This is a genomic window from Arthrobacter sp. ISL-48 (assembly GCF_018613805.1).
Lineage (GTDB): Bacteria > Actinomycetota > Actinomycetes > Actinomycetales > Micrococcaceae > Arthrobacter.
Genome location: NZ_JAGGPL010000001.1, coordinates 330,109 through 352,225, shown reverse-complemented (window position 1 = coordinate 352,225; position 22,117 = coordinate 330,109). Strand labels below are relative to the sequence as shown.

Annotated in this window: 21 protein-coding genes; 8 read left to right on the top strand and 13 right to left on the bottom strand. The window is 64.6% G+C overall.

All coding sequences use genetic code 11. The annotated features are described in order from the left end of the window. Positions 1 to 67 precede the first annotated feature (67 nt). A complete protein-coding gene (locus J7E83_RS01540; protein ID WP_214958651.1) occupies positions 68 to 409 on the top strand; it encodes a hypothetical protein in 342 nt (113 codons plus the stop codon). Beyond that, complete coding sequence (locus J7E83_RS01535; protein WP_214958650.1) at positions 387 to 2,672, top strand: thioredoxin domain-containing protein; 2,286 nt, start codon at positions 387 to 389, stop codon at positions 2,670 to 2,672. Before J7E83_RS01540 ends, J7E83_RS01535 begins: the two co-directional genes overlap by 23 nt. A gap of 30 nt (positions 2,673 to 2,702) precedes the next feature. On the opposite strand, the gene J7E83_RS01530 is transcribed toward J7E83_RS01535, so the two are convergent. Next, a complete protein-coding gene (locus tag J7E83_RS01530; protein WP_251043359.1) occupies positions 2,703 to 3,344 on the bottom strand; it encodes a hemolysin III family protein in 642 nt (213 codons plus the stop codon). A gap of 231 nt (positions 3,345 to 3,575) precedes the next feature. Here J7E83_RS01530 and J7E83_RS01525 point away from each other — a divergent pair, with 231 nt between their 5' ends. Together J7E83_RS01525 and J7E83_RS01520 are read left to right on the top strand one after the other, a co-directional pair. Then, on the top strand, positions 3,576 to 4,337 hold the full coding sequence (locus J7E83_RS01525) for an isoprenyl transferase (protein ID WP_311379564.1): 762 nt from the start codon (positions 3,576 to 3,578) through the stop codon (positions 4,335 to 4,337). A 248-nt stretch (positions 4,338 to 4,585) separates the two neighbouring features. Continuing rightward, a complete protein-coding gene (locus J7E83_RS01520; RefSeq protein ID WP_214958647.1) occupies positions 4,586 to 6,016 on the top strand; it encodes a PhoH family protein in 1,431 nt (476 codons plus the stop codon). Between the two features lie 103 nt (positions 6,017 to 6,119). Here J7E83_RS01520 and J7E83_RS01515 read toward each other — a convergent pair whose 3' ends face one another. Both J7E83_RS01515 and J7E83_RS01510 read right to left on the bottom strand, forming a co-directional pair. Then, positions 6,120 to 6,770: a GNAT family N-acetyltransferase gene (locus J7E83_RS01515; RefSeq protein WP_214958646.1), complete on the bottom strand. Its 651-nt coding sequence runs from the start codon at positions 6,768 to 6,770 to the stop codon at positions 6,120 to 6,122. A gap of 61 nt (positions 6,771 to 6,831) precedes the next feature. Further along, positions 6,832 to 7,623 (bottom strand): hypothetical protein, encoded by a 792-nt coding sequence (locus J7E83_RS01510; protein ID WP_214958645.1) that lies wholly within the window; start codon positions 7,621 to 7,623, stop codon positions 6,832 to 6,834. A 59-nt stretch (positions 7,624 to 7,682) separates the two neighbouring features. On the opposite strand from J7E83_RS01510, the gene J7E83_RS01505 reads away from it, so the two are divergent. Together J7E83_RS01505 and J7E83_RS01500 are read left to right on the top strand one after the other, a co-directional pair. Next, a complete protein-coding gene (locus J7E83_RS01505) occupies positions 7,683 to 8,240 on the top strand; it encodes an A24 family peptidase (RefSeq protein WP_214958644.1) in 558 nt (185 codons plus the stop codon). 72 nt (positions 8,241 to 8,312) lie between these two features. Then, positions 8,313 to 8,783 carry an NUDIX domain-containing protein gene (locus tag J7E83_RS01500; RefSeq protein WP_214958643.1) on the top strand — a complete coding sequence of 157 codons (471 nt, stop codon included), beginning with the start codon at positions 8,313 to 8,315 and terminating at the stop codon, positions 8,781 to 8,783. 97 nt (positions 8,784 to 8,880) lie between these two features. Here J7E83_RS01500 and J7E83_RS01495 read toward each other — a convergent pair whose 3' ends face one another. The 5 genes from J7E83_RS01495 to J7E83_RS01475 all read right to left on the bottom strand — a co-directional run bounded on the left by J7E83_RS01495 (position 8,881) and on the right by J7E83_RS01475 (position 14,162). Then, positions 8,881 to 10,569 (bottom strand): MDR family MFS transporter, encoded by a 1,689-nt coding sequence (locus J7E83_RS01495; RefSeq protein WP_214958642.1) that lies wholly within the window; start codon positions 10,567 to 10,569, stop codon positions 8,881 to 8,883. After that, on the bottom strand, positions 10,566 to 11,237 hold the full coding sequence (locus J7E83_RS01490; RefSeq protein ID WP_214958641.1) for a TetR/AcrR family transcriptional regulator: 672 nt from the start codon (positions 11,235 to 11,237) through the stop codon (positions 10,566 to 10,568). The genes J7E83_RS01495 and J7E83_RS01490 overlap by 4 nt, the downstream gene beginning before the upstream one ends. Before the next feature lie 122 nt (positions 11,238 to 11,359). Beyond that, on the bottom strand, positions 11,360 to 12,781 hold the full coding sequence (locus J7E83_RS01485) for a class II fumarate hydratase (RefSeq protein WP_214958640.1): 1,422 nt from the start codon (positions 12,779 to 12,781) through the stop codon (positions 11,360 to 11,362). Positions 12,782 to 12,857: 76 nt separating this feature from the next. Then, complete coding sequence (locus J7E83_RS01480; RefSeq protein WP_311379560.1) at positions 12,858 to 13,472, bottom strand: carbonic anhydrase; 615 nt, start codon at positions 13,470 to 13,472, stop codon at positions 12,858 to 12,860. Positions 13,473 to 13,481: 9 nt separating this feature from the next. After that, complete coding sequence (locus tag J7E83_RS01475) at positions 13,482 to 14,162, bottom strand: DUF4245 domain-containing protein (RefSeq protein ID WP_251043354.1); 681 nt, start codon at positions 14,160 to 14,162, stop codon at positions 13,482 to 13,484. 219 nt (positions 14,163 to 14,381) lie between these two features. On the opposite strand from J7E83_RS01475, the gene glpX reads away from it, so the two are divergent. Both glpX and J7E83_RS01465 read left to right on the top strand, forming a co-directional pair. After that, on the top strand, positions 14,382 to 15,404 hold the full coding sequence (glpX, locus tag J7E83_RS01470) for a class II fructose-bisphosphatase (RefSeq protein ID WP_214958805.1): 1,023 nt from the start codon (positions 14,382 to 14,384) through the stop codon (positions 15,402 to 15,404). Positions 15,405 to 15,542: 138 nt separating this feature from the next. Next, on the top strand, positions 15,543 to 16,454 hold the full coding sequence (locus tag J7E83_RS01465; protein WP_214958638.1) for a hypothetical protein: 912 nt from the start codon (positions 15,543 to 15,545) through the stop codon (positions 16,452 to 16,454). On the opposite strand, the gene J7E83_RS01460 is transcribed toward J7E83_RS01465, so the two are convergent. The 5 genes from J7E83_RS01460 to J7E83_RS01440 form a co-directional block, all read right to left on the bottom strand. Beyond that, positions 16,369 to 17,328, bottom strand: coding sequence for a lipid II:glycine glycyltransferase FemX (locus J7E83_RS01460; RefSeq protein WP_214958637.1), 960 nt, complete (start codon positions 17,326 to 17,328; stop codon positions 16,369 to 16,371). The two genes, J7E83_RS01465 and J7E83_RS01460, sit on opposite strands and share 86 nt — an antisense overlap. A gap of 3 nt (positions 17,329 to 17,331) precedes the next feature. Beyond that, on the bottom strand, positions 17,332 to 18,582 hold the full coding sequence (gene manA / locus J7E83_RS01455; protein WP_214958804.1) for a mannose-6-phosphate isomerase, class I: 1,251 nt from the start codon (positions 18,580 to 18,582) through the stop codon (positions 17,332 to 17,334). A gap of 74 nt (positions 18,583 to 18,656) precedes the next feature. Continuing rightward, positions 18,657 to 20,312, bottom strand: coding sequence for an LCP family protein (locus J7E83_RS01450; protein WP_214958636.1), 1,656 nt, complete (start codon positions 20,310 to 20,312; stop codon positions 18,657 to 18,659). A 10-nt stretch (positions 20,313 to 20,322) separates the two neighbouring features. Then, positions 20,323 to 20,907 (bottom strand): 5-(carboxyamino)imidazole ribonucleotide mutase, encoded by a 585-nt coding sequence (gene purE, locus J7E83_RS01445; protein WP_214958635.1) that lies wholly within the window; start codon positions 20,905 to 20,907, stop codon positions 20,323 to 20,325. Beyond that, positions 20,904 to 22,100, bottom strand: a complete 1,197-nt coding sequence (locus tag J7E83_RS01440; RefSeq protein WP_214958634.1) for a 5-(carboxyamino)imidazole ribonucleotide synthase — start codon at positions 22,098 to 22,100, stop codon at positions 20,904 to 20,906. Before J7E83_RS01440 ends, purE begins: the two co-directional genes overlap by 4 nt. Positions 22,101 to 22,117 lie beyond the last annotated feature (17 nt).

Genomic DNA, 22,117 nt, shown 5'->3' with positions numbered 1-22,117 from the left:
CCGGGTCCGTGGCCCGTGCCCGGAATCAACGGCCGGCTGCCATCATTTTCCACAGAAGGTTTGAACTGTGCACCACTTGCTCCTGTCACTGGCCACCACGCCGTCGCCCCTGCCCACGCCCGCACTGCGTGACGGTATGTCCGAGGACCAGATCACGCCGGGGTTGTGGGGGTTCATCATGACCGCCTTCTTTGTTCTGGCCACCACGTTGCTGATCGTTGATATGGTGCGGCGAATCCGGCGTGTCCGCTACCGGGCCCAGGTGGAGGAGGAACGGATGGCAGCGGCCGCAGCGGCCGACGTCGAGGCAGAGGACGGCGGCCCAGGTCAGGGCTACGGCCGAACCTCCGGAAATGCTGAGCCATCCCACAGCGAATCGAACGGCGATGCAGGACGCACCCAGGGCTGAAGAAGCTGCCGGGGACGCCTCAGCCGAAAACGGATCCGAGCGGCCGGACCTGGGGGCGCAGAACCTGCTGGGGCGGGAGCCGTCGGCGTACCTTCGCCAGCACGCCGGTAATCCCGTTCACTGGCAGCCGTTCGGCGACCCGGCTTTCGCTGCCGCTGCCGCCCGTGACGTGCCCGTGTTCCTGTCCATCGGCTATGCGGCCTGTCATTGGTGCCACGTCATGGCACACGAATCCTTTGAGGACCCGGACACTGCGGACTACCTGAATGCCCAGTTCGTGGCTGTCAAGGTGGACAGGGAAGAGCGTCCGGACGTCGATGCTGTCTACATGGCGGCCACCCAGGCCATCAGTGGCGAGGGTGGCTGGCCGATGTCCGTGTTCCTGACTCCCGACGGCAGGGCCTTCCATGCGGGTACGTACTTCCCGCCGCGCCCGATGCCCGGCAGGCCTTCCTTCCGCCAGGTCCTTGAGGCGGTGACGGAAGCGTGGCAGGAGCGTCGGGGTGCCGTCGAGCAGAACGCCCATGCGCTGGCGCAAAGCATGGGCGAAGCCCAGCTGGCTGCGGCCGTCACGGTGGACGGTCCCGCTCCACTCGGTGATCAGGACCTCCTGCCGCTGGCTGTGCAGTCCCTGGCGCGTTCAGAAGACCAGGCCGACGGCGGGTTTGGGGCCGCCCCCAAATTCCCGCCGTCGGCGGTGCTGGAATTCCTGATCCGGCATGCTGCCGCCGGAGATGCCGGCAACGATTCAGGCACTGCAGGCGTGGCCGGGGACATGGCCGGGAGGACGTTGGCCGCCATGGCGCGGTCCGCATTGTTCGATCAGCTGGATGGCGGTTTTGCCAGGTACTCCGTCACCGGCGACTGGTCTGTTCCGCACTTCGAGAAGATGCTGTATGATAACGCCCAGTTGCTGCGCGTCTACGTTCACTGGGTACGGCTCGGCGGGAACGGCATCTTCTCGGCGGCCGAGGCGGCGGAGGTGGCCGCCCTCACCGCGGAGTGGATGATGGGGTCGTTGGGCCTGGCATGTTCGGACCAGGCCGGCCAACCGGCCACGCCCGAAAGATCCTGCGCGCTGGCGTCCTCACTGGATGCGGATTCGGTGGTGGACGGCGAACACCATGAGGGTGCCGCCTATCTGTGGACCATTCCGGGGCTCCAGGAGGTGCTGGGTGCTGACGCCGGGGCTGCGGTTGCCCGCATGATGAACGTGGGCGTGCAAGGAACCGTGTCTGACTACGGCTCGCCGCTGCACCCTGCCAGGGCCCTGGACAGCGCCGAAGCTGAGTTGTGGGCCCACGCCCGTCCCGTGTTGCTGGCGGCGCGGCGGGAGCGCCCGCAGCCGGCCAGGGATGAGAAGATCGTGGCCGGCTGGAACGGGCTGGCTGTCGCGGCGCTTGCCGAAGCCGGCGCTGTGCTGGGCCGCGAAGACTTTGTCGCCGCAGCCGGGTCCATCGCTGCCTACCTGGAGCGGGTCCATTGGCAACCCGCCGGCACCACAGGCCCGGGAGCGGCGGACGACGGTTCGCCGGTGCTGGTCCGTGTATCACACGCCGGGACGGCACGGGGGATCGGCGGCCTCCTGGAAGACTACGCGTTCTGTGCCGAAGGGTTGTTCGCCCTCTATGCCGTCACCGGCAGGACCCACTGGTATGAGTTCGCCGAACAATTGGTTCAGGCGGCATGCCGCCGGTTCGTCCTGGCGGGCAGGCTGGCGGACACTTCCGACAGTTCCGGTCAGGTCCGCTCCGCGCAGGGCGGGGAGCCCGGCCTGGACCCCTTTGACAATGCCACCCCGAGCGGTGCCGCGGCGTTCGCGGGCGTTCTCCTCAGCTACGCAGCCCTCTCGGGATCGGCAGAACACCGCGCGTTGGCCGCCCATATCCTGGCTCTGCTGCCTCCTGTCGCCAGCCGGGCGCCCCGCGTGGCCGGCTGGCTGCTGGCCACCGCGCAGGCTGCCCTGGCGGGACCCGTGGAGGCCGCCGTCGTCGGGCCTGACAGTCCTGAAAGGACTGCGCTGCACCGCGAACTGCTCAACTCGCCCAGCCCCGGGCTGGTGATAGCGGTGGAGGACGACGGCGTTTCGTCGGTACCGCCGTCGGCCGCGCCTTTCGGGGATACACGCGTTCCCCTGCTGAGGGAGAGGCCGCCGGGACGTGGTGGTGACCCGCTGGTGTATCTGTGCCGGAACATGGTGTGCGACCTTCCTGTCAGCACGCCGGAAAAGCTCCGGGAGCGGCTGGAAGCCATGACTAGCTAACCGCTGTCGGCTACCAGGGGGAAGGAGCTGTCAGCTGAGGACGGCGATGGAGATCGCCGTGAAATGCGCGCCGAAGGCCAGGACGGTGAGGGCGTGGAACAGCTCATGGAAGCCGAAGTGTTCGTAGCTGAAGTTGGGCTTCTTGAGGGCGTAGAAAACGGCGCCGGCGATGTAAAGGGCGCCGCCCACGCAGATCAGGATGGCCGCAGGAACGCTGGCCGCAAAGAAATCCGGGAGGTAGAACAGGGCGCCGCAGCCAAGGGCTATGTAGATGGGCACGTAAAGCCAGCGCGGGGCGTCTGTCCACAGAAGTCGGAACAGGACTCCCAGAATTGCTCCGGACCAGATGATCCAGAGCAGCAGGACGGCTTTGGGCCGGTCCAGCAGCGACCAGGCAAGGGGTGTGTAGCTGCCCGCGATGACCAGCATGATGTTGGTATGGTCCAGGCGCTTCAGGACAATCTTCACGCCCGGGGACCAGTTGCCACGGTGGTAGATGGCGCTAATACCGAAGAGCAGGATGCCGGTGGCAGCATAAATGGCGGAAGTGATCTTACGGTCCGTTGACGGCGCGATGACAACCAGGACGATGCCCGCAATAAGTGCCAGCGGCGCCGTGACAGTATGGATCCATCCCCGCCATTTGGGTTTGATCATCAGGAGTTCGGCCAGGCGTACCGCCGCATCCTCGACTGCGCCGCGCCCGGGCTCCGCTCCGGTTTTGGGGCCTTTGGGAGTCTCGCCGGTCATGGACCCAGAATAACCTACGTCCAACTAAGTTACTTGCTGGTAATGTCCCTTGCCACCTCTCGCTGATTCCGCTGGCGCGCTCCCGCCGACTGCGGACGGTAGCCTAGGATGTGCAATGCCGTCGTACAGCAAGGAAGTCAGGTGAGTCTCCGCGTGGAATTGCCCGGGTTCCTCTACGGCTTCTATGAGCGCCGGCTGCTCAGGGGCCTGGCCGGAGACCGCATCCCCAGACATATCGGTGTGATGGTGGATGGCAACCGCCGCTGGGCCAAGCAGTTCAACGCGCCCACCAGCCAGGGCCACCAGGCCGGCGCCGACAAGATCCACGAGTTCCTCGGTTGGTGCCAGGAACTGGGCGTCAAGGTGGTCACGCTGTACATGCTGTCCACGGACAATATGAACCGGTCCAGCGAGGAACTCGACCTGCTGATGGGGATCATCGCAAACACCCTGGACCGGCTGGACGATGACGCGAACATCTCCGTCCATGCCATGGGCGCCCCTGAGCTGCTGCCGGACTACCTGGCTGAGCGGCTCAACAAGCTCACCGCCCGCACCCCGGTGCGCGAGAAAATCCATGTGAACGTGGCCGTCGGCTACGGCGGACGGCGCGAGATCGTGGATGCAGTGAGGGAGCTGCTCCATGACGCTGTCGCCAAAGGCTCGGACATCGGCGAGCTGGCGGACACTCTGTCGGTGGATGACATTTCGCGCTTTCTGTACACCAGGGGCCAGCCGGATCCGGATCTGGTGATCAGGACCTCGGGGGAGCAGCGGCTCTCCGGCTTCCTCATGTGGCAGAGCGCGTACAGCGAGTTCTACTTCTGCGAAGCACTGTGGCCTGCCTTCCGCAAAGTGGATTTCCTCCGCGCCCTGCGCGACTACGCCGGCAGGCAGCGGCGCTTCGGCGCCTGAACCCACCTTTTTCAGGGTACGTTCACACCAAATTCACAACGCCGCAACAGGAATCGCCGGGTGAGGGAATTGGAAATTACCGGCCGTGGATTTACGTTGTATTTATCAGCAGGCAAACCGCCGGCTGATCGGGGAGGCCAGTACATGGAGCGAATTTTCGCGCCGGTTGTATGGGAGGCCGAGTCCGGCCTTCGGGCCGAGCCGCCTCACCAATAACAATTCCGGGTGCGCCCGGGGCTGGAGTCGATGTGGCTATTTCTGAACAACTGCCCGAGGTCGTTTACGACGAGGGACAGAAAGCTACCTCTCGCGCCACGCGAGCCACCTCAAAGACCGGTCCGGCAGATGAACAAGCTGCGGCCGGTTTTGCTGTCTCCGGAAGGGAAGCCACCATTCACAGCTTCGTGATTGACACCTCAGTCTTGCTCTCGGACCCGCGGGCGCTCCTGCGCTTTGCTGAGCACGACGTCATTGTTCCGATCGTGGTCATCAGCGAGCTGGAGGCGAAACGTCACGACCCCGAACTGGGCTACTTTGCGCGCAAGGCACTCCGGCTCCTCGATGACCTCCGCGTCAAACATGGAGGCCTGGACCGCCCCATCCCCATCGGCGACGACGGCGGCATGCTCCTCGTGGAGATGAACCACATTTCCGCGGAGGTGCTTCCGTTGGGATTCCGGAGCGGCGACAACGACAGCAGGATCCTGGCAGTGGCCAAGAACCTCGCGAACGAAGGACGCAACGTCACGGTTGTCTCCAAGGACCTGCCGATGCGCGTAAAGGCCTCAGCCATGGGGCTCACGGCCGATGAGTACCGCAACGAGCTTGTGAAGGACTCGGGCTGGACTGGGGTGGCGGAGGTGGAGGCAACAGAGGAGGAGATCTCCACGCTGTACGGCCACGAGCCCGTGTTCATCCCGGCGGCCGCGGAGTTGCCCGTGAACACCGGCCTGGTGCTCCTCTCCAACAGGGGATCAGCCCTCGGCCGCGTGGGAGCGGACAAGCAGGTCCGGCTCGTCAAGGGCGACCGCGACGTCTTCGGACTGCATGGGCGCTCCGCCGAGCAGCGGCTGGCCATCGACATGCTGATGGATCCCGCGGTCGGAATCGTGTCCATTGGCGGCCGGGCCGGGACGGGCAAGTCCGCTCTGGCACTGTGTGCCGGACTCGAAGCTGTCCTGGAGCGCCGGGAACACCGGAAGGTGATCGTGTTCCGTCCCCTCTACGCCGTTGGCGGCCAGGAACTCGGCTACCTGCCCGGCTCCGAAGCCGAAAAAATGAACCCTTGGGCGCAGGCCGTGTTCGACACCCTGGGCGCGCTGGTCAGCCAGGAAGTCGTGGAGGAGGTCATGGACCGCGGCATGCTGGAAGTTATGCCGCTGACCCACATCCGCGGACGCTCCCTGCACGACGCGTTCGTGATCGTCGACGAAGCACAATCACTGGAGAAGAACGTGCTCCTCACCGTGATGAGCCGCATTGGCCAGAACTCCAAGATCATCCTTACCCACGACGTCGCCCAGCGTGACAACCTGCGCGTCGGACGGCACGACGGCGTCGCCGCAGTCGTCGAAACCCTGAAAGGACACCCGCTCTTCGGCCACATCACCCTGACCCGCTCGGAGCGTTCGCCCATCGCCGCCCTGGTGACGGAGCTGCTCGAAGGGGCGGAGATCTAGGAGCAGCGGCGCCCGGGTCACCCTTCCTCTGCGTGCTAGCTCGCTCCTCGCTTTTACGCACGCTGCCGGAAGGCTGACCCGGGCACGAGCCCAGCCACTGCACTCAGCTCTCGACGCCCAGGAACTTCGCTGCTGCTTCGTGGCCTTCTACCTTTAGGGTCCAGTCCGGACGCTTGAAGGTTTCTGGGGTGAGGCGGACCTTTTGCACGTCCTCGACTTTCTTGCCCCATGCCGTACGGGTGACGCCGTTGAGCTCGTACCCCAGCGAACGGGAAACGCCCAGGGAGGCCGCGTTCCAGACCGCTGCTTCTGATTCGGCAACCTCCGCGTTGAGCCAGTCGAAAGCATAAAGCGCGACGGCGGCGCGCATCTCCTTGCCGAGTCCCTGGCCGTGCACGGACTGCTTAAGCCAGGAGCCGGTGGAGACTGTTTTCAGCGTCGCAAAGCCCTTGGCGCCGATGTCCTGGCAGCCGATGAATTCGCCCTCATGCCAGATACCCAGGAGCAGCATCCAGGACTCCGGGGTGCACTCGGCCCGGCAGCGCCAGTACCAACGGGCCATGTTCGGCGCGAGCTCATCCGACGGCGCCTCTGCCCAGGGTGTGCTGAACGGACTTTTCCCAGGATCATGGATTCCGCTCTTGGCCGCCTCCACGGCCGCAGGGAAGTCCTCGTCGGCGAGGGGCCGGAGGACCAGCCGTGGCGTGGTCAGGGTGAGGTCGAAGAGGGGCCAGATGGAAGTCAGTTCGGTCATCAGGGAAGCCTAGCCGAGCTCGGGGCTTGCCCCCCGCCTCAGACTCCGTCACAACTCCGGATCAGGCGGGGATGTCCCAGCTGATGTGCCGGCGGACGTCAGTGAGGTTCATGGATTCCGCCAGGAAGAGGTCATCCAGCATGTACTCATCCACTGCAATGATCCTCAGCCAGTGCCCGTGGTCCTGCGTGGGCGGCTCAAGGGACTGGCTGGACACGCAGACCCCGGTTCCAAGGTCTATCCGCACACGGCTGCTGCCCGGTAAACACAGCGGCGCGCCGGAGTCTGCGGGCTGGTAGGCAGCCGTAGGGATGACAACTGCCTCAAGCGCCGGCCGGCCGTCGTGGTCAACGCGGCGCACGCCGTCGAGCTCCACGGCATTGCTGCCAGGGAACTCAAGCGGGACAGGGGCGTTCCCCGCAAGTTCCACGGGGTCGAGGGCGGCGGAAAAACGGCCGTTGCCGAAGCCCGGCTCCCCATAGGCGGCCTCGGGACGGCGCCTGACCAGGCCGCCGTCGTAGACGGGCGCCACCAAATGCGGCGGGAGCAGCCATGACTTCCGGGTGGCACTGACGTAGAACCCGTCCTTGGAGTCATTGATCCCCGTGGTGCTGTGGAGGACAAGTCCCTCCGCGGTCTCCAGTCGTAGTGCCCCCGGACGCCGCAGCCAGGCCCGGACCAGCGGCGCTGCGGGATCGGGGGCTTCCGCGAATGGTTCATCCCAGTATTCGAACCGCAGGGACTGCCATTTCCACGGGGAGGATCTGCAAAGGTTCCGGAACACGGTGGTTAGCTCCGGGGAGCCGGCACTGCTGTCCGGATCCGGCCTGTGCCTGGTGTCCCATGTCGCCATATCCACAGTTTACGCGTGGGCCCTGCGGCGCCGACGCGAAATCCAGTAGCATCCGAGGTGTGATCCGACGACTGGATGAACTCTGGGGCGCCACGCCGCTGGCTTTTTGGCTGGTGCTGGCAGCATGTGCCTACTTTGCCGTCATGGCGGTGCGTCTCGCTGTTATCGACGTGCGCCACCATCTGCTGCCCAATCGGATCGTTTTCCCCTCCTATGCAGTGGCGGGAGTCCTGTTGCTCGCGGCGGTCATCGTACACGGTGTCGCGGGGCCAGGAGCATTGCGGGCCATGCCGGAGGGTGCCGCCGAATTCCTGGGCGTTCCTGCCCTTCGTATCCTCGCGGGAGGTGCCGTCCTCTGGGCGTTCTACTTCGTCCTCCGGCTGGTTTATCCGCCGGGGATGGGCTTCGGCGACGTGAAGCTGGCCGGGGTCCTGGGCATGTACCTTGGCTACCTGGGCTGGGCTCACGTGTTTGCCGGGACATTCGCGGCCTTCCTGCTGGGCGGACTGTGGTCCCTGGCTCTCCTGGCGTCCCGCCGCGGCACCCTGAAGTCCTCCATCCCCTTCGGCCCGTTCATGCTCGCAGGCGCTGCCGCCGCCATGCTGCTGCCCGCGTGAGATCCAGGAAGCGCCACACGTCCGGGGCGTTGTAGACCTTACCCGCCGGAGAACCTCGGATAGGCTGGCAGCATGCCGGCTCCTGACTACATCCTTCGACTCCGCGAAAAAATCGGTAACGACCCGTTGTGGGTCCCTGGCGTCCGCGGGGTGGTCGTGGATGGCAAGGGCCGCGTACTGCTGGCCCGGCGTGTTGACAACGGCCAATGGGCCCTCATCTCGGGCATGCTGGAGCCCGGTGAACACCCGGCGCGGGGACTCGTACGTGAGATTTTTGAGGAAACAGCCGTCGTCGCGGAGCCGGAGCGCGTGGTGTCGGTAGGTGCGGTCGGACCGTTCACTTACCCGAACGGGGACGTCTGCGAATTCCTGGACGTCGTCTTCCGCTGCCGCTACGTGTCCGGTTCAGCAAGGGTCAACGACGACGAATCCCTCGCCGTGGGATGGTTTGGCCCGGACGAGCTGCCGGTACTCATGCCGGGCCACCTCACCGCCATCCGACGTGCCCTGGCACCCGAGGCGGCCGCGCACTTCGAGCCCTGACCCGGACGCAACAGGGGTGCCGCAACCCCCAAGGTTGCGGCACCCCTGCCGACTTATGTCGGCGAGCAGACAGGTTCTGCCGTGGTCGCGGCGGCGGTCAGCCGCGCTGGGAGACCAGTTCGCCGTCGTCGTTCTTGATGCTGCCGTCCACATTTGCCTCCGCATTCTGTTCCGCCGTTCCGGCCTGCAGCTTGGCTTCAAGACGCTCGGCCTCTTCGCCTCCCACGGCTTCTCCGCGGGCCACCATTCCGGCCGTGTCCGAGAGCGGGATCTGCTTGAGGGTAATGGCGAGGATCAGGGCCGCCGCGATGAACGGGACCAGATACCAGAAGACGGGAGCCAGGGACTCAGCATAGGCATTCACGATTGCGTCCCGCAGCTGCTCCGGCAGTTGGCCCAGGGCCTGCGGGTCCAGCGTGCTGGTTGACTGTGACGCCTGCTCGGCAGAGGCCCCGGCACCCGTGAAGGCGCTCGTTAGGGACTCTGCCAGGCGGCTGGTGAAGATCGAGCCGAAGACTGCGACGCCCAGGGAGGCGCCCACCTCGCGGAAGTAGTTGTTCGTGCTGGTCGCCGTCCCGATCTGTTCCGGCGGGACGGAGTTCTGCACCACCAGGACGATGACCTGCATGATCAGGCCAAGCCCCGAGCCGAAGATGAACAGCTGGACGCAGATAACCCAGATGGGCGTGCCCGCAGTCAGCGTGGTCAGCCACAGCATGGCAGCGATGGTCAGGGCGGCGCCCAGGATGGGGAACATCTTGTATTTGCCGGTCTTGGAGATCCGGATGCCGGAGTAGATGGAGGTGCCCATCAGGCCAACCATCATGGGCAGCATCAGAAGCCCGGACACGGCGGCGGATGTCCCGGAGGACATCTGGAGGAAGGTGGGGACAAAGGCGATGGCGGCGAACATGCCCAGGCCCAGGGTGAATCCGATGGCCGTGGCGTTGACGAAGATCCGGTTCCTGAAAAGGCTGAGCGGGATGATCGGGTCCTCGGCGCGGCGTTCCACCATGACAAATGCTGCCGCCGCGACCACAAGGCCGGCCCCGAAGGCCCAGGTGAGCGGTGAATCCCAACCCTCATCCTTCTTCCCGCCGAAGTCCGTGAAGAAGATGAGGCACGTGGTAGCGGCGGACAGCAGCAGCACGCCCAGGATGTCGATCCGCTTCTCTGCCTTCTTGTTCGGCAGCGTCAGCGTGAACCAAGCGATGGCGAACGCAGCGATGCCGATGGGGATGTTGATGTAGAAAGCCCATTCCCACGTCAGGTGGTCCACGAAGAATCCACCGAGCAGGGGCCCGGCCACCGCCGAGAGGCCGAAGATAGCGCCGAGTGGACCCATGTACTTGCCGCGGTCCTTCGCGGGCACGATGTCCGCGATGATGGCCTGCGAGAGGATCATCAGGCCGCCGCCGCCCAGGCCCTGGATGGCGCGGAAGATGACAAAGCCCCAGAAATCGGTGGCGAACGCGCAGCCCACGGAGGCGAGCGTGAACAGGGCAATGGCGACCAGGAAAAGGTTGCGGCGGCCCAGGATGTCACCGAACTTGCCGTAAATGGGCATCACGATGGTGGTGGCCAGCAGGTAGGCGGTGGTGATCCACGCCTGGTCTTCCACCCCGCCAAGCTTGCCCACGATGGTGGGCATGGCCGTGGAGACAATGGTCTGGTCAAGGCTGGAGAGCAGCATTCCTGCAATGAGCGCCGAAAAAATGATCCAGATGCGTTTCTGGGTCAGCAGCAGCGGGCCGCCGGCTGCCTTGGGGCTGATAGTGGTGCTCATCGGCTTCCTTCTCTGGATAAGGGTTTTTCAAACTCAAAAGGCTGGGAGAAAAGCTGGCTGGCCGCGGAGATGTTCTCCATCAGCAGGTCCTTGTAGGGGCGGGTGTTGCCGTCCGAAAAGTAGGTCATGCTGCTTTTCCGGGCGATGTTGGTGAGCAGTACCACTGCCATCTGCACTACGGGGTGGTCCGGTTTCACACCCTCGCGGCGGGCCAGGTCCTTGGCAAACTGCTTTTCGCGCTGCTCCGTGGCCCCGATGATGCGAAGGATCAGCTGCGGTTCCTTGCGGATCACGCGGATCAGCAGCCGTGTCTCTTCCTCGGAGGCGACCATCTGTTCCGAGAGCCGGAGGGAGAACCGGATCAGGTCCTGGAACAGGGTGGGGGAGATTTCCCCGGCTGGTGAGGAAGCGCCGCCGGCGATGAACTCGGCCAGGATGTCTTCCGGAACATCATCGTCCACGTGGCCGATGATGGCGTCCTCCTTGGCGGGGAAGTAATTGAAGAACGTGCGGCGGGAGATCCCTGCGGCTTCGCAGACTTCCTCAACGGTATAGCCGTTCAGTCCTCGCTCTGCCGTAAGCGTGCGCGCGGCGGCGGTAATGGCCATGCGGGTGGCGGCTCGCTTACGCTCGCGAAGTCCGCTTTCTGAAGTTGCACTCTGAGTCACAAAGTAAAGTTTTGCACTTACTTACATAAAGTGCAACTTTTGGTTTCCGCTTCCGCGAGCACGACGGCGGCCGCCCGCCTTCGCTGGGAAGGTGGACGGCCGCCGTCGTGCGTTCAGTAAAACTAAGCCTTGTGCGGGGGGCGGGTCATGGACATGACGTCCAGGGCGGTGTCCAGCTGTTCCTCCGTGACTTCGCCGCGCTCCAGGAAGCCCATGGCGACGACGGTCTCACGGATGGTCAGGCCCTCGGCCACGGCCTTCTTGGCGATCTTGGCTGCGTTTTCGTAGCCGATGTACTTGTTCAGTGGCGTCACGATGGACGGGGAAGCCTCGGCCAGGAAGCGGGCGCGCTCCACATTGGCGGTGATGCCGTCGATCATCTTGTCTGCCATCACGCGGCTGGTGTTGGCCAGCAAGCGCACTGACTCGAGCAGGTTCGCGGCCATGACGGGGATGCCGACGTTCAGTTCGAAGGCGCCGTTGGTGCCTGACCAGGCGATGGCGGTGTCGTTGCCAATGACTTGGGCGGCCACCATAATGGACGCCTCGCAGATCACGGGGTTGACCTTGCCTGGCATGATCGAGGAACCCGGCTGCAGGTCCGGGATGGCGATTTCGCCCAGGCCGGTGTTTGGACCGGAGCCCATCCAGCGGAGGTCGTTGTTGATCTTCATGAAGGAGATCGCGATGTTGCGCAGCTGGCTGGAGGCCTCGATGAGGCCGTCGCGGTTGGCCTGTGCCTCGAAGTGGTCGCGGGCCTCGGTCAGGGGGAGTCCGGTGTCGGTGGCCAGCAGCTCGATGACGCGTTCAGGGAACCCGGCCGGGGTGTTGATGCCAGTTCCCACGGCCGTTCCGCCCAGCGGCACCTCGGCCACACGGGGGAGTGAGGCGTTGATTCGCTCGATGCCGTAACGGACCTGCGCCGCGTAGCCACCGAACTCCTGGCCCAGGGTTACCGGGGTGGCATCCATGAGGTGGGTCCGGCCGGACTTGACGACGTCCTTGAACTCCAGGGCCTTGCGCTCCAGCGACTCGGCAAGGTAGCCCAGCGCGGGAATAAGGTCGTTGATCAGGGCGGAGGTGGCGGCGACGTGGACCGATGTGGGGAAAACGTCGTTGGAGGACTGCGAGGCGTTGACGTGGTCGTTCGGGTGGACAACTTTGTCGCTTCCGGCGGCCTTGAGGGCACGCGAGGCCAGTTCGGCGATCACCTCGTTGGTGTTCATGTTCGAGGACGTGCCTGAACCTGTCTGGAAGACGTCGATGGGGAAATCGCCGTCGTACTTGCCGGCAGCCACCTCATCGGCAGCATCGGCAATTGCCTTGGCAAGCTCGCCGTCGAGCACACCCAGTTCTGCGTTGGCCTGGGCGGCAGCCTTCTTGACCCGGGCCAGCGCCTCAATGTGCGCGCGTTCCAGGGTTTTACCGGAGATGGGGAAGTTTTCCACTGCCCGCTGCGTCTGCGCGCGGTACAGTGCGTTCACGGGGACGCGGACTTCGCCCATCGTGTCGTGTTCAATGCGGAATTCTTCAGTGGAAGTCATGGGGCTAGCTTAGGGCGATTCGGCACCCCATCGAAAACCGTGAACCGCATGCTACGGGCTGTGTTCGGGGCTGAACCTAGAGCTCGCCGATCCCGGAAACAACGTTGGCGCGGCCCTCGGCCAGGCTGTACGAGAGACCGATAACGGCGGTGCGTCCGCTCTCAATTGCGTCGGAAATCACACGCGAGCTGTCCACGAGCCGCTGGGAAGTTTGCTTGACGTGCTCCACTACCATGTCGTTGACCTCGTGCTTGTCCTGTCGCATGGAGCTCAGAACGGACGGTGTGATGCGCTCCACCAGGTCGCGGATAAAGCCCTTCGGCATCTCTCCGGTGTCCACTGCGGCCTTGGCGGCACTGACAGCACCGCAGCTGTCATGTCCCAGGACGGCGATCAGCGGCACTCCGAGCACACCGATGCTGTACTCCAGCGAGCCAAGCACGGCGTCGTCGATGACTTGGCCGGCGGTGCGCACCACAAAGGCGTCGCCAAGGCCAAGGTCGAAGATGATCTCTGCAGCGAGCCGGGAATCCGAGCAGCCGAAGATCACGGCAAACGGGTGCTGGTTTTCCACGAGCGAGGACCTGCGGGAGGCGTCCTGGTTGGGGTGCGAGGATGTTCCGGCAACGAAGCGTTCGTTGCCGTCGCGCATACGACGCCAGGCGAGGGCGGGAGTCAGGTAAGTAGCCACGCCGCTACTTTACGGTGAGGTGCTGGGTGAGGGGGAAATCGTTACGGCCGGATTGCTGTCAAGAGACTTGACGACGGCGGCTGCCAGGACGGAGAACTCGTCCAGTTGAGCTGTTCCAGTCAGGACAACGGTGGTGCCCCGGTAGGCGAGCACCATGCTCTTCTCGCCTTTGCCTGTATCGCGCAGTTCCCATTCCCGGCCGCCGGCGCTGCGGGTTCCCGTGACAGGGGCGCTTTTGGTCTGCTGCAGCAGCCAGGTGGGATTGGCCTGGCTCGTCTGCACCAGCCCGATGAAGGACTCCTTGGGCGTCAGGTATCCGACTTCCCAGGCGGGCACGCCGCTCCCGCTCCCGGACTCCCAACGGGCGTAGTTGGAAGTGAACGTGCTTCCCATGTCCGGCGCTACGGGTGTGAATCCTGCCACATCGGTGGCGTTCCGGGCCACGGCAGCGACGTCAATATTCGGCCTGTAACCGTCGCTCTTGGGCGAGGGATTCATCAGGATGATGGGCAAAAAAGCAGCGATGCTGATCACCAGCGCAATGATCATGCCGATCACCGAGGCATTGGCACGCTTCGCGGCCGCCGCCGCAATAACAGGCCGTACGGGGGGTTGGCCGCCGGTCCCGGAGGGGCTGCCGTGTCGTTCGCCATCAGAGGGTTCAGGCCCCTGGCTGCTCTTTTCCTGCATATCACTCACCCCTCTATAGTCGCCCATGCGGGGCTCCTACTCACATTCGGGGGCAGCCCACGGGACCGGCAGCCAGATTGCGCGGCCGCGTCATCCCATCACCGGACGCCGGCACCCCGACTATGATCAGTAGCAGAGGAATCACCCCGCCTGCTGAATCCGGCGGAGCGGGTTCAATGATCGCCACTCAAAGAAGAGGTTCACGTGTCACCAGCGTCCATGACCCAGAAGTACTCCACACTCTCCCCGTCACTGGCTGTCGGCCTCGACGAGCCGGACCGCAACCTTGCACTCGAACTCGTCCGCGTCACCGAGGCCGCGGCCATTGCCGGCGGCCACTGGGTTGGCTTTGGCGACAAGAACAAGGCCGACGGTGCAGCCGTTGACGCTATGCGCTCCTTCCTTCACACGGTCCACTTCAACGGCATTGTGGTCATCGGCGAAGGCGAAAAAGACGAAGCCCCCATGTTGTTCAATGGCGAACACGTCGGCGACGGCACGGGCCCCGAATGCGACGTCGCCGTGGACCCGATCGACGGCACCCGCCTGACTGCCCTGGGCATCAACAACGCCCTTGCCGTCCTGGCCGTGGCCGAGCGCGGCTCCATGTTCGACCCCTCCGCAGTGTTCTACATGGAGAAACTGGTCACCGGCCCCGAGGCAGCCGACATGGTTGACCTCCGCCTGCCCGTAAAGCAGAACCTGCACCTCATTGCCAAGGCCAAGGGTGTCAAGGTCAACCAGCTCAACGTCATGATCCTTGACCGCGACCGTCACCGCCCCCTGGTCGAGGAAATCCGCGAAGCCGGTGCGCGCACCAAGTTCATCATGGACGGCGATGTCGCGGGTGCCATCGCGGCTGCCCGTTCCGGCACCGGCGTCGACGCCCTGATGGGCATCGGCGGCACCCCGGAAGGCATCGTCGCGGCATGCGCCATCAAGTCGCTCGGCGGCGTGATCCAAGGCCGTCTGTGGCCCACCAGCGACGACGAGAAGCAGAAGGCGATCGACGCCGGCCACGACCTCGAGCGTGTGCTCTCCACGAACGACCTCGTCACGAGTGACAACTGCTACTTCGCCGCCACCGGCATCACCGACGGCGACCTCCTCAAGGGTGTGCGGTACTCCAAGGACAAGGTCCTGACCCAGTCCATCGTGATGCGGTCCAAGTCCGGCACCATCCGTTTTGTGGACGGCGAGCACCAGGCCAGCAAGTGGGAAGGCTACGCCCGCAAGAACTAGTCCCCTAGTTTGGCGCGAACTGGCAGCTAATGACCCCAAATCCCAGGTTTGGCGTCGTTAGCTGCCAGTTCGCGTTTACTCCGCAATCGGTCCTGTGGATAACCCGCCAGAGCATACGATCCCGGTCCAGAATGAACCATGTCCCGGACGCAATTGCCTCCCCAGATACCGCATGGATCATTTCTCGTTGCTGATGCAGACGTGCTGGGCCTGACCCGAAAACAGCTCAGCCGTGAGGGGATCTTTACGCCGTCGCGCGGGATCAGGCTGCCGCTGAACAGCAAGGGAAGCGTGGCAGATAACGTTCGCGCCTACAGCCAGCTGGACCCAGGCTGCATTCTGACGCACTCTACCAGCGCCAGAATATGTCGCATCTGCCTGCCTTCCTGGCTGGATCAGGACTGGCGCATTCATATTTCCCGCCCCGCCGACAGTTCTAAGCCGCGCCGCCGGAACGTGGTGGGTCACCAACTGTCGTTCAAGCGTGGGGAGGTCATGGTAGGTGACGGCGTTCGCATCACTTCGCCTGCGCGCACTTGGCTCGACCTTGCCGCGATGTTGAGCCTCGAAGAACTCGTTGCGGCCGGTGATTCGATCGTCGTTGAACACGGGGATGATTTTCCGGCGCCACGGCAACAGTTGGCTTCGATCGCCGATCTGCGGAGGATGGTCGGTCAGCACCCGGGCATGCGTGGTGTGAAAAAGGCCGGGCTGGCCTTGGAACTGATCCGCGTGGGGGAGGATTCGGCTCCAGAGACGATGATGAGGCTGGCGCTGGTGCAGGCTGGGCTTCCTGAGCCTCTCTTGAACGGTGCCTTACGCAACGGGCTCGGCCATCCGGTGGTGTGGCCTGATGCTGCTTACCCGGAATATCGAGGTGAGGGCATTTGTCAGCGGCGTGTCCGCGCTGACAGATTCGCAGCGAACTGGCAGCTATTGACGCCAGGAAGCGAATTTGAGGGCATTAGCTGCCAGTTCGCGACCGGAGGGGAAGGAGCTTGGTCCGCAGCTTGCGGGCGAGCTGGTACGCCCCATACCGGAGCTTCTTGACCGGCAGGTCCCACGTCCCGGGATAAGAGACCTCCCTGCCGCCGAAGGACTTCTTGAACGCGGTGAAGCCTGCCCATTTGTGGTCCGGCTGGTCCGCCGGCGCAACACCCCAGAGGTCGACATGCTTGAGGCCGCGGTCTTTGGCGTCGGCCATCAGGGTAACGAGGAGCGGGATCCCGGCACTGAGCTTCCGGTGGGAATCGTCCATGGCTGCATGGGCGTAGGTGCGCGTGTCGGCTGAATCGTAGGCCAGGGCGGCGGCGATGGGGCCGCCGTGCAGTTCGGCGACAAAGAGCGTGGCGGCGCCGGCAGGCATCAGCGAAGCGGCCACCTTGGTCAGGTATTCGTCGCTTTGGGGCTTGAACCCGTTGCGCCTGGCGGTCATGTGCAGGAAGTTCAGCAGGATCCGGATGTCATCGGGATCCTGCGACTTGCGGAAGGTGACACCCTTTTTGTGGATGTTCCGGTACAGGTTCCGGTTCACCGGCTTCATAGCCGCCAGGACGTCCTTGAAATCCCCGTCCAGGTCAACAACCCAGCTGAGCTCGGGCTGCTGGTTGACGGGTGCCGGCTGCAGGCCACGGCGCCGGAGCTCCTCCGTTACACCAGGCATCGACAAACCGGCGGAGGCCGGTTCGATCCGAATAAACACCGCACCGCAGGACCGTGCCACTCCTGCAAGGGCGGCAAGGGCGGCGTCGAACGCTTCGGGGGAGGAGGCCACCGGGCCGTAGGGCGAGTAGAGCACCTTGCCGGCCGGGTTCCTTTCCTCCACAGCCAGGAAACTCCACCCGGGCCCCGACTCCTGGTGGACCCTGCGGCCAAGCGACGCCTGGAAGTCCGCCCACGCTTGCGTCTGCAGGAAATATTCCACCGCTCAGCCCTTCATGGAGGTGGTCACGGCAAAAGCCACGGCCGGATCCGGGGCACCGGCGACAGGATGGACGTTGACTGGTGCTTCGGACGCGGGCAGGAAGGCGCTGCGGCCCCGGGACAGCTGCAGGTCGCCTTTGGGTGAGTCCAGGTACACGGATCCTTGAACCACAATCACGACGGCGGCCCCTGACTGCGCCAACGGAACCGGAGCCGCCCCAGGCACCAGCTCAATCCGCTGCAACTGGAACTCACGGAAGGGCGGCTTGTACAGCTCCTGGCCCAGGCCCGAAACTTCCGGGGACACCATGGGCACGCCGACCGGCTCGAACTCAATGGTCCGCAGGAGTTCCGGAACGTCGATGAACTTCGGCGTCAGCCCGCCGCGCAGGACGTTGTCCGACGACGCCATGACCTCCACCCCCAGCCCATGCAGGTACGCGTGCACGTTGCCCGCAGGCAGGTAGACCGCTTCGCCTGGTGACAACGAAATCCTGTTGAGCAGCAGCGAAATAAGGACACCCGGATCCCCCGGGTATTTCTCGTTGAGGCTGACCACGGTGGACAGCTCGGCCTGGTACGGGGCCAGCTGGGCACCCGAGATCAGAGCGGCCGCTACCAGTGCGGTGGCCTCGGAAACGGCTTGGCCGCCGGCGATGAGCCGTTCGAAGGCCTTCCGCAGCCCGGCACTTTCGTCGGCATCAGCGAGGTCTTCGAGCACGTCTTTGACGAGTTGCGGGACTTCTGATTCCACCAGATCAAGACAAGCGGCCAGGTGCAGCAGGATCTCCCTGGTCTCGGCCGGAGGACGGAACCCGCACAGGGCCTCGAACGGTGTCAGGGCGAAGATCATCTCCGGCTTGTGGTTATCGTCCCGGTAGTTCCGGTTGGTGGCGTCCGGTGCGAGACCGTCAGCATTTTCCCGTGCGAAGCCGGCCCTAGCCTGCCCGATGCTGGGATGAACCTGCAGCGACAGGGGCTGCGCTGCCGCCAGGATCTTGGCCAGGAACGGGAGCCGGGGCCCAAATTCGGCAACAGATGCTCCGCCCAGGTAATGCTGCGGGTCTTCGGCGATCAAGGCGTGCAGCGGGATTTCGGACCCGTCAGTCCGGCGGACGACGGAGGGGGAGTCAGGGTGGGCACCGATCCAGAGTTCGGCTTCCGGCCGTCCAGACTCCGTCCGGCCAAGGAGCCCGGCGATCGCCGTCGTCGAACCCCAGGCGTAATCGCGGAGGACGTTCTCAATCTCGTACACAGCCATGTCCATTTCTTCGGTCTGCAGGTCTGCAGGTCTGCAGGTTACTGGTCCAACGGGCGGGCTCTCAGGGCCTAGAGGGGAGCGCACTGGCCATTGGTGGCCACGAGGTCCCGGATCGCCTGTTCGTTGCCTTGGCTCTTGAGCTGGTTCAGCATGGCCTCGGTGATCGGTTCGCCGTCCGGCGTGGTGGTCACCGGGGTGAAGTCCGACGACGACGGCGGAGCAGGCGTCTGGCTTCCGACGGTTGCCGAAAGGGAAGCAGGCTGCCGCGGTCCTGACGCCTGAAGGTGGCCGGCGGAGACAGAGGGCGTCACGACAGTATCTGCCGGGGCACCCGCCGATTGGGCCGACGATGCCGAGGCAAGCAGTTGGTCCACCCGGTCATGGATGACGTCAAAGTCAGGGACAGTGGAGAAGGCGGCTGGGAAATCAGGCGGCCCAATCGTGAGCCGCTTGATGTCCTGGCCTTTAGCCTTGATGGCCAGGTCCACGAAACTTCCCAGCTGGGTGGCGGAGATATTCGACTCCACGACCTTGGTGCCGGCATTGGCGATGTCCTCGAACTTGGACAGGAGCGTGGCCGGATCGAGCTGCTTCAGCATGGCCTGCTGGACGCATTGCTGGCGCTGGATGCGGGAATAGTCGTCAACGAATTCCCGGGACCGGCCATACCAGAGGGCGTGAAAGCCGTCCAGCTTCTGTTCGCCGGCGGGAATCCAACCCTCAGGCATGCCGTGGATACCGTTGGCCTCATCCACCGTGGGTCCGCTGATGGGCACCCAGCCACCGGCCTTGATCCTGATGCCGCCCATGGCGTCGATGAGCTTGGCGAAACCGTCCATGTCCACCAGGACGTAGGCCTGCACCGTGATGCCCAGGGTTCCGGACACCGCTTCAAGCGTGGCCTGCGCCCCCGGGTCCGCAACACCCGGGTACAGGTCAGAGTGTTCGTTCGTGACCTCTGTGTTGATGGCATTGATGAGGCAGTCGTCGCCGCAGTTGTAGCCATCGGGATAAATCTTGCGCATGGGGGAGTTTTCGCTGAACTGGGCGTTCTGGAGATTCCGGGGGACGGCGATGATCGCGGTCTGCCCGCTCTTGGCATCCACGCTGAGCACCGAGAGGCTGTCCGGCCGCCGGCCGGTGCGGTCTGCGCCGGCGTCGCCGCCCATCATGAGGAAGTTGTAACGTCCGTCAACGGGCTCGATCGAGGGCCCGGTTGCGTTGAATATGCTGCCGATAGCGTTCCGGCCCACGTTCAGCAGGTAGGCAGCGTAGCCCAGCGATCCGCTGCTCAGTACCAGCGCCAGGATTAGTGCAATGCCGACGGCGGGACGCATCGGCGGTGCCAGCAGTACCGGGCGGATGAGCCGCAGGGTGTTGATGAACAGGACTGCCCAGCCGACGGCCAGGGCGGTCAGCAGGAGGACAATCAGCAGCGAGGCGAAGGGATTGGTAACGATGTTGATGAGCAGCGGCCGGTTAACCACCAGCAGCAGCAGGGCCAGCAGCAGCAGCGCCCAGGCGCACAGGGTGACCCGCAGTGCAATTCGTCCCAGCTTGCGGTCGCCGGCGACAATCTGTGCACTGCCCGGAACCACGAGGGTCATGAGCAGCAGGACGAAGGCGCGCTTCGTCCTGACAGGGAAGGAGGCGCCCGCAGGATACCTGACGGGGTCGGTCATGGCATTGACGGGGCTGGCCTTCTGCAGTTCGCTTCTGGACATGTCGCGGGCCTTAGCGGCTGCCCCGGAAGACGCCGTTGCCGTCCGCGAAGACTTCACTGACCTTCTGCCGTAGGCTGGCGCCCTTGCGCGTTGCGACGTCGTTGAGGTCCTGGGCGAACTCGAGGAGGTCCGCGCGAAGGGAGGCCGCCAGCTCGTCAGTCCCTGAAGCGAGCATGCGCACCGCGAGGAGACCGGCGTTGCGTGCGCCGGCGATTGAAACGGTGGCGACAGGAACCCCGGCAGGCATCTGGACAATGGACAGGAGCGAATCCATGCCGTCCAGGGTCTTCAAGGGGACGGGGACGCCGATGACAGGCAGCGGGGTGACGCTGGCGAGCATGCCGGGCAGGTGGGCAGCACCCCCGGCTCCGGCGATGATGACCCGCAGGCCACGTTGGTGCGCCGTCTGGCCATAACGGATCATCTCGGTGGGCATCCGGTGCGCCGAAACCACGTCGGCTTCGAAAGGAATCCCGAATTCGGCCAGCGCTTCTGCGGCCGCTTCCATCACAGGCCAGTCTGAATCGGAGCCCATGACCAGTCCCACTATCGGGCTGGGGGGAGAACTGCTGGCGGGGGTGGGTCCGGCGGTCATGCGTTCTCCTCTGAAATCCGTGGTGATTCTTCGGCCGGCACCCGGCCGTCCCGAATGATGCCCGCTACCCGGGTGGCGCGTTCCCGCAGGGAGTCGACGTCTGCTGTTGAAGTTCCCACCAGGTTGACGTGGCCGATCTTCCGGCCCGGGCGCACGGACTTGCCATAGCAGTGCACCTTGGCGGCCGGTTCGCTGGCCAATGCGGCGGGATAGGCCGAAAACAGGTCCTGGTTATCCCCGCCCAGGAAGTTCTTCATCACCACAACCGGGCCGAGGATATCCGTGGCACCCAGGGGGAGGTTGAGGACGGCCCGGAGGTGCTGCTCGAACTGGCTTGTCACCGAGCCGTCCTGCGTCCAGTGGCCCGTGTTGTGCGGGCGCATCGCGAGTTCGTTGATGAGGAATCCGGCACCTTTTCCTGGAGTTTCGAAAAGTTCCACGGCCATGACTCCGGTGACGCCGAGTTCATTGGCGATTCGTAGTGCCGCTTCCTCAGCGGCCGCGGCCACTTCCACGGGGATATCCAAGGCAGGTGCGATCACTTCATCGCACACTCCGTCAACCTGGATGGTGTGCGCGACAGGCCAGGCGCGGGCTTCACCGTCGGGCGTTCGAGCCACCAACGCTGACAGCTCCCGGCTGAACTCAACCTTGGCCTCCGCAAGCAAAGGGCTCATGGCCTCAAACCATTCTGCACTGGCGGCGGCATCCTGCGCGGATCCGACGATCCGGACGCCCTTGCCGTCATAGCCGCCGCGGGGCATCTTCAGGACGACGGGCCAGCCGGTCTCGTCGCCAAAGCTGATGAGGGCTTCCACATCGGCAACTGAAGCCCAAACCGGGTTGGGAAGTTCCAGCCTGTCGACGGCGGCGCGCATCACCAGCTTGTCCTGGGCGTTGACCAGGGCATCCGGTCCGGGCTGGACGTTCACCCCTGCTTCCTGAAGAGCGCGGAGGTGGCCGGTGGGCACGTGTTCGTGATCGAAGGTCATCACGTCCAGGCCCTCGGCGAACTCAAGCAGGGTATTGAGATCCTTGTAGTCGCCTACTGGAGAGGTGGAAACGGCCGAAACGGCTGAAACATCCTCTGCTTCAGCCAGGACGCGGAGTTCAAAGCCAAGGGCGGTGGCGGCGGGGGCCATCATGCGCGCGAGCTGGCCGCCGCCAACCACACCGATTACTGGAAAAGTCACAAGAGCCAGCCTACCGA